The 14,427-nt window shown below is 62.9% G+C and carries 16 protein-coding genes; 7 read left to right on the top strand and 9 right to left on the bottom strand.

From position 1 onward, the window contains the following. Positions 1-137: 137 nt before the first annotated feature. The 3 genes from QFZ88_RS09450 to QFZ88_RS09440 form a co-directional block, all read right to left on the bottom strand. Entirely contained in the window at positions 138-1,493 is a 1,356-nt protein-coding gene (locus tag QFZ88_RS09450; protein ID WP_024926223.1) for a PepSY-associated TM helix domain-containing protein, read from the bottom strand. An 89-nt stretch (positions 1,494-1,582) separates the two neighbouring features. Next, positions 1,583-1,972, bottom strand: coding sequence for a hypothetical protein (locus QFZ88_RS09445; RefSeq protein ID WP_024926222.1), 390 nt, complete (start codon positions 1,970-1,972; stop codon positions 1,583-1,585). 179 nt (positions 1,973-2,151) lie between these two features. Next, positions 2,152-2,910 (bottom strand): SDR family oxidoreductase, encoded by a 759-nt coding sequence (locus QFZ88_RS09440; protein ID WP_024926221.1) that lies wholly within the window; start codon positions 2,908-2,910, stop codon positions 2,152-2,154. A gap of 173 nt (positions 2,911-3,083) precedes the next feature. Here QFZ88_RS09440 and QFZ88_RS09435 point away from each other — a divergent pair, with 173 nt between their 5' ends. The 7 genes from QFZ88_RS09435 to QFZ88_RS09405 all read left to right on the top strand — a co-directional run bounded on the left by QFZ88_RS09435 (position 3,084) and on the right by QFZ88_RS09405 (position 9,752). After that, positions 3,084-3,782: a hypothetical protein gene (locus QFZ88_RS09435; RefSeq protein WP_036265094.1), complete on the top strand. Its 699-nt coding sequence runs from the start codon at positions 3,084-3,086 to the stop codon at positions 3,780-3,782. A 162-nt stretch (positions 3,783-3,944) separates the two neighbouring features. Beyond that, the gene (locus QFZ88_RS09430) at positions 3,945-5,198 is read left to right on the top strand and encodes a sarcosine oxidase subunit beta (RefSeq protein WP_024926219.1); all 1,254 of its coding nucleotides are present in this window, start codon (positions 3,945-3,947) and stop codon (positions 5,196-5,198) included. Beyond that, positions 5,198-5,623, top strand: coding sequence for a hypothetical protein (locus tag QFZ88_RS09425; protein WP_036255084.1), 426 nt, complete (start codon positions 5,198-5,200; stop codon positions 5,621-5,623). Before QFZ88_RS09430 ends, QFZ88_RS09425 begins: the two co-directional genes overlap by 1 nt. Before the next feature lie 10 nt (positions 5,624-5,633). Continuing rightward, positions 5,634-5,930: a sarcosine oxidase subunit delta gene (locus tag QFZ88_RS09420; protein ID WP_024926217.1), complete on the top strand. Its 297-nt coding sequence runs from the start codon at positions 5,634-5,636 to the stop codon at positions 5,928-5,930. Continuing rightward, positions 5,927-8,917 carry a sarcosine oxidase subunit alpha gene (locus tag QFZ88_RS09415; protein WP_024927254.1) on the top strand — a complete coding sequence of 997 codons (2,991 nt, stop codon included), beginning with the start codon at positions 5,927-5,929 and terminating at the stop codon, positions 8,915-8,917. Before QFZ88_RS09420 ends, QFZ88_RS09415 begins: the two co-directional genes overlap by 4 nt. Beyond that, entirely contained in the window at positions 8,910-9,482 is a 573-nt protein-coding gene (locus QFZ88_RS09410; RefSeq protein WP_024926921.1) for a sarcosine oxidase subunit gamma, read from the top strand. The genes QFZ88_RS09415 and QFZ88_RS09410 overlap by 8 nt, the downstream gene beginning before the upstream one ends. Positions 9,483-9,551: 69 nt before the next feature. Continuing rightward, complete coding sequence (locus QFZ88_RS09405) at positions 9,552-9,752, top strand: hypothetical protein (protein ID WP_024926920.1); 201 nt, start codon at positions 9,552-9,554, stop codon at positions 9,750-9,752. A 142-nt stretch (positions 9,753-9,894) separates the two neighbouring features. On the opposite strand, the gene QFZ88_RS09400 is transcribed toward QFZ88_RS09405, so the two are convergent. The 6 genes from QFZ88_RS09400 to QFZ88_RS09375 form a co-directional block, all read right to left on the bottom strand. Continuing rightward, entirely contained in the window at positions 9,895-10,131 is a 237-nt protein-coding gene (locus QFZ88_RS09400; protein WP_024926919.1) for a hypothetical protein, read from the bottom strand. Between the two features lie 344 nt (positions 10,132-10,475). Then, complete coding sequence (locus QFZ88_RS09395) at positions 10,476-11,123, bottom strand: TetR/AcrR family transcriptional regulator (RefSeq protein WP_024926918.1); 648 nt, start codon at positions 11,121-11,123, stop codon at positions 10,476-10,478. Between the two features lie 100 nt (positions 11,124-11,223). Next, positions 11,224-12,000, bottom strand: coding sequence for an SDR family NAD(P)-dependent oxidoreductase (locus QFZ88_RS09390; protein ID WP_024926917.1), 777 nt, complete (start codon positions 11,998-12,000; stop codon positions 11,224-11,226). 2 nt (positions 12,001-12,002) lie between these two features. Then, positions 12,003-13,034 (bottom strand): phosphotransferase family protein, encoded by a 1,032-nt coding sequence (locus QFZ88_RS09385; RefSeq protein ID WP_024926916.1) that lies wholly within the window; start codon positions 13,032-13,034, stop codon positions 12,003-12,005. After that, positions 13,031-13,516 carry a MaoC family dehydratase gene (locus tag QFZ88_RS09380; protein ID WP_210270980.1) on the bottom strand — a complete coding sequence of 162 codons (486 nt, stop codon included), beginning with the start codon at positions 13,514-13,516 and terminating at the stop codon, positions 13,031-13,033. The genes QFZ88_RS09385 and QFZ88_RS09380 overlap by 4 nt, the downstream gene beginning before the upstream one ends. Before the next feature lie 21 nt (positions 13,517-13,537). Next, a complete protein-coding gene (locus tag QFZ88_RS09375; protein ID WP_024926914.1) occupies positions 13,538-14,353 on the bottom strand; it encodes an SDR family oxidoreductase in 816 nt (271 codons plus the stop codon). Positions 14,354-14,427: the final 74 nt, after the last annotated feature.

The raw sequence follows: 14,427 nt of genomic DNA, 5'->3' as shown, positions 1-14,427 counted from the left end.
TTCCGCAGCGGCTTCCACCGCGAATTCTGGCGGCTGATAGCAGAATCGGGATGGAATGTCCACAGTTCAAGCGGAAAACTTGGTGCTTTCCGTGCGCCACGCCGGACACACGGAAAGCCGTTCCTCTTCTTATCCTGTTATCCGACCGCGCGCCACCGCCTCGTTAGGATCATGTCGAAGATGAGAACGAAAATCAGCGATGCGCCGACAAGCGGATAGATGGCGCCGCCAATGGCGAGGATGGTGACGACGCCGGCGAGCTTCCTGCGGTCGCCGGGCAGCGGCGGAACGCCGAGCCGCCCTATCGGCCGGCGTTTCCACCACATGATGGCCGCGCTGACCGCCAAAATCACGATGGCGATGCAGGCGGCAAGCAGCACATATTGATTGAGGGCGCCATATTGCTGGCCGAGATGCACATTGATGCCCCATTCCATTGCCTTCGCGCCCGGCCCGTAATCGGCATAGCTCAAATCGATCAATGGCTTGCCGCTATACTGGTCGAGGTGGACAACGCGCTGCTTGTCGAGATCGTCGGGGTAGACGGAGCCGGTATAGACGCCTTCGGCGGTCGTCGGGATGTTGACGGCGTAGCCTGGCGCCAGCCCAAGCCGATCGAAGGTCTTCATCGCTTGGTCGACGGAGATAGCAGCGGTTCCGGACACCGAGGATAGCGGGACTTCCGCCTGCTGGAGCGACCAGCTGGTCTGGCCGAGATGGTTCATGTGCTCGTCGGACATTGGCACATTGACCCTCAGGCCGGTGGGGTAGCCGAAATTGCTGCCATTGGCCCACTCGTTCACCTTGTCTCCCCAGAAGACGGACCAAGGCATGCCGGTGATGGCGAGGAACAGGATTACCGCGCCGACGAAAATGCCGGTCACGGCATGGAGGTCGCGCCAGAAGATGCGCTGGCTGGGTGCGCCGCGTACGCTGACCACGCCGCCGCGGCCCTTGCGAGGCCACCACAGATAGATGCCGGTCGCCACAAGGAGGATTGCCCAGCCGCCCGCTATCTCGATGGCGGTCCGGCCGATGGTTCCGAAAAAGCTCAAGCTGTGAAGATCGCGGACGAAGGTCATGATCGTGCCCTTGTCCGGCAAGGTACCAAGCACCGCGCCCGAATAAGGGTTCACATAGACCGCCAGCTTTTCGCCGTCGGTCTTCTTCACGGTTATCTCGGCCGATGAGGTTGGGGTGGCCGGTGTCGTGAATTTCACCGCTGTGCCCGGAACGCGCGCGATGGCGGCTTCGATCATCGCCGACGGGGTCGCCGTGGTCGCGGCGACCTCGACACGCTTCAGATCGGCGTGGACGAGGGCATCGATCTCATCGCGGAAGAGATAGAGCGCGCCGGTGACGGCGAGCGTGATCAAAAAGGGCAGCACAAGCAGCCCCGCATAGAAATGCCAGCGCCAAACAGCGCGGTAGAGGTCGGATGCATTGGTAGGGCTGGCCGGACGCGCCGCCTGCCTGAGAGCAAGATCAGTCATGGTCTTTCACCGAAATGGAGGAATGGTTCGACGGTCCCGCACCGGCACGTCAAAAGACGCGGCGACCGCGGAACTGTCGTTGGTTCTCGTCAGTGAAAGGGTGCGGGCGGTCCCCGGGCGTCGAACGCAAGGTCGCGAACGGAAGGCAGACGGCCGTCTTCATTCGGGACATTGAAGTGGAGATCGCGATATGCTGGCGGCGGCGCAAGCAGCGATGCCGGTGTGGTCGTGGGGACCGCGATCAGCCCCGCCGATATCTGGCACAGGCTTCCACAGGGACAAAGGTTCTTCTGGTGGGTATTGGATGGGTTTGGCGGTGCATCGCCCGACGGCGCGCAGATGACAAAGCCGGCATCGTCGAACGCCGCCGCCATCGCCCCGGAGGAAAAGCCGGAGACCAATGCCTGGATGACGATGAAATAGACGAAGAGCGCGGCAACGATGTTCCGCGTCAGCCTGTCTTTCAGAGCGCCCCTCATCTCCTCCATGGACGAGGTGAATAGCGGGAGACGCCGCGCCTGTCACCGCGACAGGCTGTAGCTGGCACGGGCTGGGTGCATGGCCTCTCTTGTCCGGCGAAAATATCTCGAAGTCTCACCCCTTCTCCAGCATTGGCCGGAGAAGGGATGAATTCAGGGAAATTGAGATCGATTGGAGCTCAGGTGCGGTTGATGGAGACGCCGCCGTCGGCGAACAAAGCCGTGCCGGTGGTGAAGGACGATGCGTCCGAAGCGAGATAAAGCGCCGAGCGGGCGATCTCTTCGGGGCGGGCGATGCGCTTCAGCGCATGCAACCCCTCGACGAAAGCACGTTCATCGGCGGTCTTGAAGGTCGCCGCCGGCGTGTCGGTACCGCCCGGCAGCAATGCATTCACGCGGATGCCTTCGCGTCCGTATTCGGCGGCGAGCACCTGGGTCAGGCCGACCAGGCCGGCCTTGGCGGCGGCGTAGGCGGCCATGCCTGGCATGCCGGCGGTGACGCCGACAAAACTCGAGGTGAAGATCAGCGAGCCGCCACCACGCGCCAGCAGCGCGGGGATCTGATGCTTGGCGGCGAGGAAGGCACTGGTCAGATTGGTGTCGAGGACGTCTTCCCAGGTTTTGCGCGGCATATCGGATACCGGGCCCATCGGGCCGACGGCGCCGGCATTGTTGAAGGCGACATCCAGTCCGCCGAAGCGGGCCTGCGCCAGTTCAACCAGAGCCTTGGCATGGGTTTCGTCATTGACGTCGCCGGCAAGGGCGACGGCCTCGCCACCTTCCTCGGCGATTTCGGCGACGAGCGCATCGAGCTCGGCCTGCCGGCGGCCGGCGACGATGAGCTTGGCGCCTTCGCGGGCAAAGAGCAGCGCGGTGGCGCGGCCGATGCCTGAAGACGCGCCGGTGACGATGGCGACCTTGTTGGTCAATGCGAGCATATGCTTGGTCCTTTCCAGAAGTGGATGGCGCTTGCTCGCAGATCGATGGAAGGCGAACCACCCGAAACGCGCCGGATCTGATGCCCCTTGCTGCCGAATGAAAGTCAGGTTATCGAAAACCTCTGAAAACATGCGGGTGGACGCGCCACCCTTTTCAAATGACTCCCCAAAAAATGATCGAGAGGTTGCTCGAACCCGAGTTCGAGGACGTGAGCAAATTAATCTGGGATGTCTACGGCCAATTCTACGACGGATTTCCGATTGCGAACCTTCGGCCCTTGATTACTTCGCCGTCTGAGGAGGTGCTGCGGCGAGGCGCTTTTCTAGCCAATGAACTTGGTTGGAAGGTGAGGGCGCTGACGCAGGAAATAGCTGCGCTTCTGGATTGTTCCAATTCAGGCATTCGCTTTTATGCGATTGGGGCTCTAACTGCTTGTACTACGCCAGAAGATGGTGAGGTTTTGGGAAAGCTACTTCAGCATCTCGAAGACCCCGACAGTGGTGTCCGATGGCGTATGGTTGAGTTTGTTCGCTTGGCTGGTTCCAAACAATTTTCAGCAGCGATCAAAAATGCGGCATTGCAGCGGCCTGACTCGATTTATACTGAAATCAGCAAAGTCATCAGATGGTCTATGCCTGTGTCGGAGGCTCAAGTTCGAGGGTTGGCAAACCACTCAGATCCAGGGGTCCGTTTACTTGCGGCAGGTATCGCCTTGAGACCGCGCAAGATCATAGATGAAAAGTTCGCCGAGATTGTCTTGGAAGCCGGTGAGCCCGAACTAAGTGATCTGATTTCGCGAGCGTTTCAACACCACGCGATACCTATCGACGCCGAATTCGGGCGAGTTGAGAAATCCAGGCTAAAAGACTGAAGTAGTCATGTCTCTTGCATCGTTCGTGTTGGATTTTCGAGTGAAGGCACGGCACAAAACGGCAATTGCCGTCGCAAACAGCGCTGGGATGGCAGCCATGTTTCGCTAGTGATACACCTCGCGCGTCGGACGCCCGATTGCCCATACGCGAGGCTAGGTAACGTGAAAAAATATTCGGTATTCGCCATCGCCCGCGAGGCCATGCGCGGCCACAAGGGCTGGGAGGAGCAATGGCCCTCGCCGGAGCCGAAAAAGAGCTATGACATCATCATCGTCGGTGCCGGCGGGCATGGGTTGGCCACTGCCTATTATCTGGCCAAGGAACATGGCCTGACCAACATCGCGGTGCTGGAAAAGGGCTGGCTCGGCGGCGGCAACACTGGCCGCAACACCACCATCATCCGCTCCAACTATCTCTATGACGAGAGCGCCGGCATCTACGACCATGCCGTGAAGCTGTGGGACGGCCTGTCACAGGACCTCAACTACAACGTCATGTATTCGGCGCGCGGCGTGATGATGCTGGCGCACAACGTGCACGACGTCCAGGTACTGAAGCGCCACGTCCATGCCAACCGCCTGAACGGTATCGACAATGAATGGCTGACGCCGGAAGAGGCGAAGGCCTACTGCCCGCCGCTCAACATTTCGCGCAACGCGCGCTATCCGGTGGTGGGCGCCACCCTGCAGCGCCGGGGCGGCACCGCCCGTCACGATGCAGTCGCCTGGGGTTATGCCCGTGGCGCGGCGGCGCGCGGCGTCGACATCATCCAGAATTGCGAGGTTACCGGCATCCGGCGTGGCGCCGACGGCGCGGTAACCGGCGTCGATACCTCGAAAGGCTTCATCGGCGCGCGCAAGGTTGGCGTCGTCGCAGCTGGCCATTCCTCGGTCATCATGCAGATGGCCGACGTGCGCATGCCGCTGGAAAGCTACCCGCTGCAGGCGCTGGTGTCGGAACCGGTCAAGCCGGTTTTCCCCTGCGTGGTCATGTCCAATACGGTGCATGCCTATATCTCGCAGTCCGACAAGGGCGAACTGGTGATCGGCGCCGGCACCGACCAGTATGTCTCCTATTCGCAGACCGGAGGCCTGCACATCCTCACCCATACGCTGGATGCCATCTGCGAGATGTTCCCCATGTTCACGCGCATGAAGATGCTGCGGTCCTGGGGCGGCATCGTCGACGTCACGCCGGATCGCTCGCCGATCCTGGCCAAGACGCCGGTCAAGGGGCTCTATGTCAATTGCGGCTGGGGTACGGGCGGTTTCAAGGCGACGCCGGGTTCGGGGCACGTCTTTGCGCACACCATCGCGCGCGACGAGCCGCATCCCATCAACGCGCCTTTCACCATCGAACGGTTCCGCACCGGCCGCCTGATCGACGAGGCGGCGGCCGCCGCCGTCGCGCACTGATGCAGACGCTGGCGGCGACGATGGCTGTGGCTGCGCCCTTCGTGTTGACCGGCGAGAAGGGGATGTTCCACCTTCCGCAAGCCAGCGAGGTTCGGCTGCAGGAGATCAATCGCGTCGCTCACGAGGATGACTGGCCGTTTTCGGTGCCGTCCGGTTTTCTCGCCTGTGTCTGGAGCGGTGGTCGTAAGACCGTTAGTTTCGTGGAAAAGCGGGAACACGACGGGGATGACACGCCAGCACTGCGCACCGTCATCATCTCCACGGACCCCTTTCAGGTCACCCTGTTGAACATGGCAAACCGCGACCTCTTCCAGCCGATGGATTCGGTAGAAACACTGATCAAGCGCGTGGCGCCCTTCGAAGCGCTCGGACAACGGCTTTGCGACCAGCCGCAAGGCGCGCGCATCGGCGACGGTGAATTATAGGAAACAGACAATGCTTCTCATCCGCTGCCCCTATTGCGAGGAAGAGCGTCCGGAACTCGAATTCCGTAACGCCGGCGAAGCGCATATCGCGCGATCGTCCGACATCGCCGCCGTCAGCGACGACGATTTCGAGAAGTTCTTCTTCATCCGCTCGAACACCAAGGGCATCATCTATGAGCGCTGGCGGCATGTGTATGGCTGCGCGCGCTTCTTCAACGCGGTGCGCGACACCGTCACCGACAAGTTCGTGATGACCTACAAGGCCGGCGAGCCGAAGCCTTCGAAACTGCCCGGAGTTTCCAAATGAGCGGCGCTTTCCGCATCAGCAATGCCGGCCGCCTAACGCCGGCCAAGACCGCCCGCTTCACCTTCGACGGCAAGGCTTTCACCGGCGTCGAGGGCGATACGCTGGCCTCGGCGCTTTTGGCCAATGGCGTTCATCTAGTCGGCCGCTCGTTCAAATATCATCGCCCGCGCGGTTTCCTGTCCGCGGGCGCGGAAGAGCCGAATGCGCTGGTCGAGATCGCCCGCGACGGCGCGCGCAAGACACCCAATGTGCGCGCCACCGTGCAGGAACTCTATGACGGGCTTGTCGCCAAGTCGCAGAACCGTTGGCCGTCATTGTCCTTCGACGTCGGCGCGGTCAACAACCTTGCCTCGCCCATGTTCTCGGCCGGCTTCTACTACAAGACCTTCATGTGGCCGAAGTCGGCCTGGAAGAATTTCTACGAGCCGAATATCCGTTCCGCCGCCGGCCTCGGCGTGGCGCCGGACCAGCCGGATCCCGACCACTACGCGTCCCGCTTCGCACATTGCGACGTGCTGGTGCTGGGCGGCGGCGCGGCGGGCCTTGCCGCCGCCTTGGCTGCGGCCGAGACGGGCGCGCGGGTCATCGTTGCCGACGAACAGGCGGAATTCGGCGGTGCGCTGCGCTTCGAAAGCGGCGCGCGTATCGAAGGTCAGGCCGGCTGGGCCTGGGCCCAGGGCGCCGTCGCCCGGCTGAAGGCCATGGACAATGTGCGGGTTCTGTCGCGCACGACCGCCTTCGGCTATTACGCGCAGAATTTCGTCGGCTTGGTGGAACGCGCCGGCGACCATCTCGCCAATCCTGGTCACGACCTGCCGCGCGAGCGGCTGTGGCAGATGCGCGCCAAGCGTGTCGTGCTCGCCACCGGCGCGATCGAGCGGCACATGGTGTTCGCCGACAATGACCGTCCGGGCGTGATGCTGGCTTCCGCCGCGCGCACCTATCTCAATCACTACGGCGTTGCGGTGGGCCGTAATGTCGGCGTCTACACCGCCAACGATTCCGCCTATGCGGCGGCGATCGACCTGAAGAAGGCCGGCGTTAATGTTGCCGCCATCGTCGACCTGCGCGATAACCCGTCTGGCGCCTTGATCGACCAGGCGCGGGCGGCTGGCATCGAGATCCACGACGGCCGTGCCGTCGTGCGCGTCGGCGGCAAGCTGCGCGTTTCGTCGATGACCGTGCAGCCGAAGAATGGCGGCGGCGAGCGCGCCATCGCCATCGACGCGCTGCTGATGTCGGCGGGCTGGACACCGTCGGTGCATCTTTTCTCGCAGTCGCGCGGCAAGGTCGCCTTCAACGAGGACAAGCGTTTCGTGCCCGGCACCTATGCGCAGGATTGCGTGTCGGTCGGTGCCTGCAACGGCACCGACGGCCTGGCCGCCTCGGTGGACGAGGGTTACGCAGCCGGCGTCAAGGCCGCGAAGGAAGCGGGCGGCAAGGCCGCCAAGGCAGCGAAACCCAAGGTCGAGGTTGGAGAGACATGGTCGCGCGGCATGCTCGGCTCGGCGCCCGGCGCCGGCCCGGACACCACGGTGAAGGCCTTCGTCGACTTCCAGAACGACGTTACCGCCAAGGACATCCGCCAAGCGGTGCGCGAAGGCATGCGCTCGATCGAGCATGTCAAGCGTTTCACCACCAACGGCATGGCCACAGACCAGGGCAAGACTTCCAACATGCATGGTCTGGCGATCGCCGCCGACATGCTGGGTAAGCCGATCCCCGAGGTCGGCCTGACCACGTTCCGCGCGCCTTATACGCCGGTGACTTTCGGCGCCATCGTCAACCACGCGCGCGGGCCGCTGTTCGACCCGACACGGCGCACGCCGATGCATGGCTGGGCCGAGAAGCACGGCGCTGTGTTCGAGGATGTCGGCCAGTGGAAACGTGCCTGGTATTTCCCGCGCGCCGGCGAGGACATGCATGCCGCCGTCGACCGCGAATGCGTGACCGTGCGCAAGACCGCCGGCCTGTTCGATGCTTCGACGCTCGGCAAGATCGAAGTGGTCGGGCCGGACGCGGCGAAATTCATGGAGCTGCTCTACACCAATCCGTGGGAGAAGCTGGAGCCAGGCCGCTGCCGCTATGGCATCATGCTGCGCGAGGACGGTTTCATCTATGACGACGGTGTCGTCGGGCGCTTGGCGCCGGACCGCTTCCATGTGACGACGACCACCGGCGGTGCCGCTCGCGTCATGAACATGATGGAGGACTACCTCCAGACCGAATTCCCGCATCTCAATGTCTGGCTGACCTCGATTTCCGAGCAATGGGCGGTCATCGCGGTGCAGGGGCCGAAGTCGCGCGACATCATCGCTCCGCTGGTCGAAGGCATCGATATGTCGGACGAGGCGCTGCCGCATATGTCGGTGCGCGAAGGCAAGATCTGCGGCGTGCCGACCCGGCTGTTCCGTATGTCGTTCACCGGCGACCGCGGCTTCGAGGTCAACGTGCCGGCCGATTACGGCCAGGCGGTTTGGGAAGCGTTGTGGGCCGAAGGCCAGAAGCACGGCGCCTCGGCCTATGGCACCGAGGCCATGCATGTGCTGCGCGCCGAGAAGGGTTACATCATCGTCGGCCAGGACACCGACGGGACCGTGACGCCGAACGACGCCGGCCTCGACTGGGCGGTCGGCAAGAAGAAGGCCGATTTCGTCGGCATTCGCGGTATGATGCGGCCAGACCTCGTTGCCAAGGGCCGCAAGCAGCTTGTCGGCCTCAAGACCAAGGATCCGAAAGTGGTTTTGGAAGAGGGCGCGCAGATCGTCGACAATCCGAACCAGCCTGTGCCGATGAAGATGCTGGGTCACGTCACCTCGAGCTACTGGTCGCAGAATTGCGGACGCTCGATCGCACTGGCGCTTGTCGCCGGCGGGCGCGATCGCATGGGCGAAACGCTCTATGTGCCGATGCCCGACCGTGTGATTGAAGTCGAAGTCACCGGTATGGTGTTCTTCGACGAGAAGGGGGAACGCCTCAATGGCTAAGGCTGCCCAGAAAACCACAACCGCTCTGGCCGAACGGCATCCGGCACTTGCCGGCCGCAATGCCTCGGCGGCCCACGTCACGCTGACTGCGCTGGAGCCGGCCGAACGCATCTCGCTGCGCGCGCCGGAAGCCTCGCTGGCGGCGCTGTCCAAGGCGCTCGGGCTGACATTGCCGAAGAAGCCAAAGACCTCTGCCGCCAAGGATGGCCGCTTCGCGCTGTGGCTCGGGCCGGACGAATGGCTGGTCATCGACGAGACCGGGGCTGATCCGCTGGCCGATTGCGCCAAGGTCAAGCAGTTGCATTCCGCGGTCGGCGTCTCGCACCGCAATGTGGCGATCGCGGTCGCCGGTCCGGGCGCCGAGGCGACGCTGAACGCCGGCTGCCCACAGGACCTGTCGCTCGCTGCATTCCCGGTCGGCGCATGTTCCCGTACCATCCTCGGCAAGGTCGAGATCGTGCTTTACCGCACGGCCGAAGAAACCTTCCGCGTCGAGTGCTGGCGCTCCTTCTCGGATTATGTTTTCACTTTCCTGTCCGAGGCAGCACGCGACGCGGCAGCATAGGAACCATTGCCGGGCGGCGCCGTTCTGTCCCCAGAGCCCGTCATGGGCTTTGGATAGAGGGAGTTGCCCATGGCCGATCCGTCGAAATCCGCAACATCCGGGAAGCCGAAGAAGACGGCGGCGGTGCGCTCGTTCGAGAAACGTCGGCGCAGCGAGCCCAACCGCGAGGAAAAACTCGAGGAGGGGTTGGAGGATACGTTTCCGGCCAGCGATCCCATCTCGGTGATATCGACGTCGATCTCGGGCGCGCCGAGGCGCAAGAAGACATAGCACCTGATGACGCCATGGTTGGCGCAAGGCTGCGGCGGTCGTCAACGGCGCGTGCCTACGGTTTTCGACATGCAAAAAGGGCGGCTGGTTTAATCAGCCGCCCTTTTTGTTTGCCGTTCTCAACCAGACGGTTGGGGGAACCTTACTGGGAGATCGGCATGACCCACGGGCTGACGTCGATGCCGAGGCGCGGGCCGGCGGTGCCAGCCTTCGAGCCTGCCTTGTCGACCGAGCCGGTGGTGGCATAGTCGAGCTTGCCCTTCACGGTGGTTTCGGCGTGGGTGGCGGGAGCCTTGATCTGCTTGGTGGTGGCCTGGCCAGCGAAGGCGGTACCCGACAGGGCAACGAGGGTGGCGAGGGCAAGAGCTGTCGTTTTCATCGACTTTCTCCGGTTCAATATCTGAATTTCTATTTCCGTACATGTACGTTGCATCGTCCATGTATGCCCCTCTCAGCGGGATTTCAATGAAAAATCGTACGCGTACGGAAAATTTTTTGGACGCGACTTCTGGCGCGAACCAACCTTGCCGGCTTGCCTGGCTTCAACACATTGAAAGGGCTGGGTAAAAAATGGCGCTCGTCAAAATCGTGTCGGCGGGCTCGGTTTGTCGCAGGGCGGCAATTTCCGGCGACTAACGCCGATGCGTCAAAAAACAGACGCGGAAACGGGCAGTTTGCGGATTTCTCCGGCAGCCGGCTTGGCGTTGCTGCCTGCTTCCTGTCTCAGCAGGGCTTGGCCGGCTGGTCGCTTAACGCTTTGACTTCATCGCTGCTCAGTGCGGCGAGACTGAAGTCGCACATGCGCTTCACGAATGCCTGATGGTCGCCAAACGGGTAGAAGGGGTGGGTCACCAGCAGCGAGATGGTGCCGTGGCCGACAGCCCAAAGCATGGTTGCGATGGCATGCGGGTCGCCCTTCAGCCGGCCAGCAGCAACGCAGGCCTCGACACGGCTGATCAGCACGGCCATCGCCGGATTGTTGTTCTCCATTTCCTCGAATGTACGGCCGGCCGGCGGCTTCACCTTCTCGGTCATGAAGACGGTGCGGTATTCGTTGGGGTTGCCGAGGCCAAAGGCGGCATATTCGGTCATCACCGCGCGCAGCGCATCCATCGGATCGTCGGGCGCGTTCTGCTCGATGCGCTTGGCCAGCGTCTGGAAAGCGTCTTCGGCGAGCGCGAACAGGATGTCCTGCTTGTCAGCGAAATAGGAATAGACCGACATCGGCGCATAGCCGACCATCTTGGCCAGCTTGCGGATGGTCAGGCCTTCATAGCCTTCTTGCTGCACCAGCTTATGGGCTGCGGCCACAAGTTCGGATCGCAAGGTCGCTTTTTGTTGTTCGCGACGTGTTTGCGCAGTTTGCGGCAATCCTGTTGCCTTTCTCGCTCCCATTTCCCCTCTTTTTCAGTATATACTCAGTACGGTCATCCGCAAGTTATCGTTGGGGAATTACCGGCCGGGGTCTTTCTCAAATCGCGCCGACGCCACCGTCGACGGCGAGCGTGTGGCCCGTCATAAAGGTATTTTTGGGATCGGCCGCGAACAGCATCGCTTCGACGATCTCCGGGACTTCGCCCACCCGCTTCATCGGTACGCCGCGTGTCAGTTCCGACAGCGCCAGATCCTGCGGGGCGCCTGAGATCTTGACGAAATCGTCGACCATCTTCGTGCGGGTGTGGGCCGGGCAGATCGCGTTCACACGCACGCCTTTGGTGGCATATTCCGCCGCTGCCGATTTGGTCAGGCCGACCACGCCGTGTTTGGCTGCGGCATAGACGGACAGTTTCGGCGCACCGACCAGTCCGGCTACTGAGGCGATGTTGACGACCGTGCCACCCTTGCCGCGAGCCTTGAATTGCCGTTCCATCTGCGGCAGCTGATGTTTCATCGCGTAGAAGACGCCGAGCAGGTCGATCTCGAGGATGCGGCGCGCCTCGTCGGAGGGAACCTGCGGCAGGCGCACGAAGCTCTGGGCGATGCCGGCATTGTTGACGGCGATGTCCAGCCGGCCGAAGCGGTCGACGGCCAGTTTCACCAGCGCTTCGGAAAGGTCTTCGTCGGCAATATTGCCGGCAAGCGTGGCCGTCTCCGTGCCGAGCGTCGCGGCAAAGCGTTCCAGCGCGGCCCTATCGATATCAGACAGGATCAGCTTGGCGCCCTCGGCCGCGAAGCCTTTGGCTGCCCCCTGGCCAAGCCCACCGGTGGCGCCGGTGATCAGCACGGCAGCACCATCGAAACGGCCCATGATCACTTCTCTCCTTCGATCAGTCGCGCTGCCAGATGCGTCAGCAGTTTCACGGCGTCGGCATAGACCTTGGCCTTGGCAGGATTGGAGGCATTGCCGTCCAGCGCGCGCTTGTAGACACCCTGACAGATCGCCGCGAGCCGGAAGAAGGAGAAGGCAAGCAGGAAGGTCCAGTTGGCGATGCCGCCGAGTCCGCGCCGACGGCAATAGGCGGCGACATAGTCTTCTTCCGAAGGCAGGCCGACTGCCGCGCGGTCGATGCCGCCAAGGCCTTTGAAGCCGGACTGGTGCGGCAGGCGCCATTGCATGCACTGATAGGCGATGTCGGCGAAGGGGTGGCCGAGCGTCGACAGCTCCCAGTCGAGCAGCGCAATCACCTCAGCCTGGTCCTTGGCGAAGATCATATTGTCCAGCCGGTAGTCGCCATGCACAAGCGAGAGCCGGCCGTCATCGGCGGGCTGGTTCGCCTCCAGCCAGGCGATCAGCGCGTCCATCTCGCCATTGGTTTCGGTTTCGGAAGCGCGGTACTGGCTGGTCCAGCGTGCGAGCTGGCGCTCGAAATAGTTGCCGGGCCGGCCGTAATCGCCGAGGCCGACGGCCTCGACGTCGACATCGTGCAGGATTGCCAGTGTCGCGTTCATCGCGTCGTAGACCGCCGCTCGCTCACTGCTGGATGCTTCCGGCAAAGCCGGGTCCCAGAAGATGCGTCCGTCGACGAAGGCCATCAGATAGAACATGCGCCCGATCGGCGAATTCTCGTCCGAGAGATGCAACATCTGCGGCACCGGCACGCCGGTCCCGGCAAGGGCCTTCATGACGCGGAATTCGCGGTCGACCTGATGCGCCGATTTCAGCAACTGTCCCGGCGGCTTGGCGCGCAGCACGTAGCGGCCGCTTTTCGCGGTCAACAGATAGGTCGGGTTGGACTGGCCGGACTTGAACTTCTCGATCGCTCCCAGCCCTGAAAAGCCTGGAACTTCGCGCTCCAGATAAGGAGCCAGAAGGGCGGGATCGAGCGTGTTCGGATCGGTCATGCGTCCTGCGTTTCGGGTTCCACGAAGGTGAGTGTCAGCCAGCGCGCGGTCAATGCCGGCTTCAGCGAGCCTTCGATCTCGATGGTGACGTCATGGGAGGCCTGCACCCAGCCCGACGGGCGCGCCTTCACTTCGGCCAGCACGAAGCGGGTGCGGATGCGCGCGCCGGTCTTGACCGGGGCCAGGAAGCGGAGCTCGTCGAAGCCATGGTTGACGCCCATCTTGCCTTTGGCCAGCGGGGGCAAGGTCTCGAATGTCATCGCCGACAGCAGCGACAGGGTGAGGAAGCCGTGCGCGATGGTGCCGCCGAAGGGGGCTTCGGCCGCGGCCCGCGCGGGATCGCAATGGATGAACTGATGGTCGTCGGTGGCGTCGGCGAACTGGTCGATCATCGTCTGGGTGACGACGCGCCAGGGCGAAAGGCCGACTTCCTTGCCGACGCTGGCGAGCAATGTTTCGAGACTGATGGGTTGCACGGGCATCTCCTGGTGGCGGCGCGGCCGTCATTCCTTGAATAGGGTCAGGCCGTGCTGCACCGATTGTCCGCCATCGATCGGCAGGATCGCGCCGGTGACATAGCTGCCAGCCCGGCTGCACAAATAGAGCGTGGCGCCGCCAATGTCATCCGGCTCGCCGATGCGACCGATGGGAACATGGCCACCGACATGTTTCGCCTTCTCCTCGGTGCCGGTGGCGAACGCCGTCATGCGGCTCTGGAAGGGGCCTGGCGCAAAGGCGTTGACGGTGATGCGCCGCGCCGCCAGCTCGATAGCCAGCGTGCGGGTGAGGTGGTGAACGGCGGCCTTGGAGGCGGTGTAGGAATAGGCGTCATCGGCCAGCGGTTGCGTGCCCATCACCGAGCCCAGATTGATGACGCGCGCCGGATCGGCATCGGAGGCGGCCTTCTCAAGCAGCGGCAGCAGGTCGCGTGTCAGCTGGAACACCGCCGTCACGTTGACGCCGAACACCTTGGCCCAGGCATGATACGGGAAGGTCTCCAGCGGTGCGCCCCAGGAAATGCCGGCATTGTTGATCAATATGTGCAGCCGATCGGTGCGTGCCTTGACCGCTTCGACAAGGGCGGCAATACCGGCTTCGGAGGAGACATCGCCGGCAAAACCCTCTGCTTTGCCGAGTGCGCCAACTGCATTCAGCTCATCGGCGACCTTGGTGCAATCTTCGCCCTTGCGCGAGGCGATCATGACGGTGGCGCCGGCGCGAACGAGCGCGGTGGCGGCCATGCGGCCAATGCCGGTGGCGGCGCCGGTGACCAGGGCGATCTTGCCGGTTACCGAGAACATGTCGTCGAGGTAGCTCATCGGCCCTCCCTACAATCAGTCCGCTCGTCGCCGATGCTTCTATGAGTATCGAAAATCGGCATTCGGATTGACAA

This window comes from Mesorhizobium sp. YL-MeA3-2017 (genome assembly GCF_030814575.1).
Taxonomy (GTDB): domain Bacteria; phylum Pseudomonadota; class Alphaproteobacteria; order Rhizobiales; family Rhizobiaceae; genus Mesorhizobium; species Mesorhizobium terrae.
Note: the sequence above shows the minus strand (reverse complement) of the source record. Positions and strands in the feature narration are given on the sequence as shown.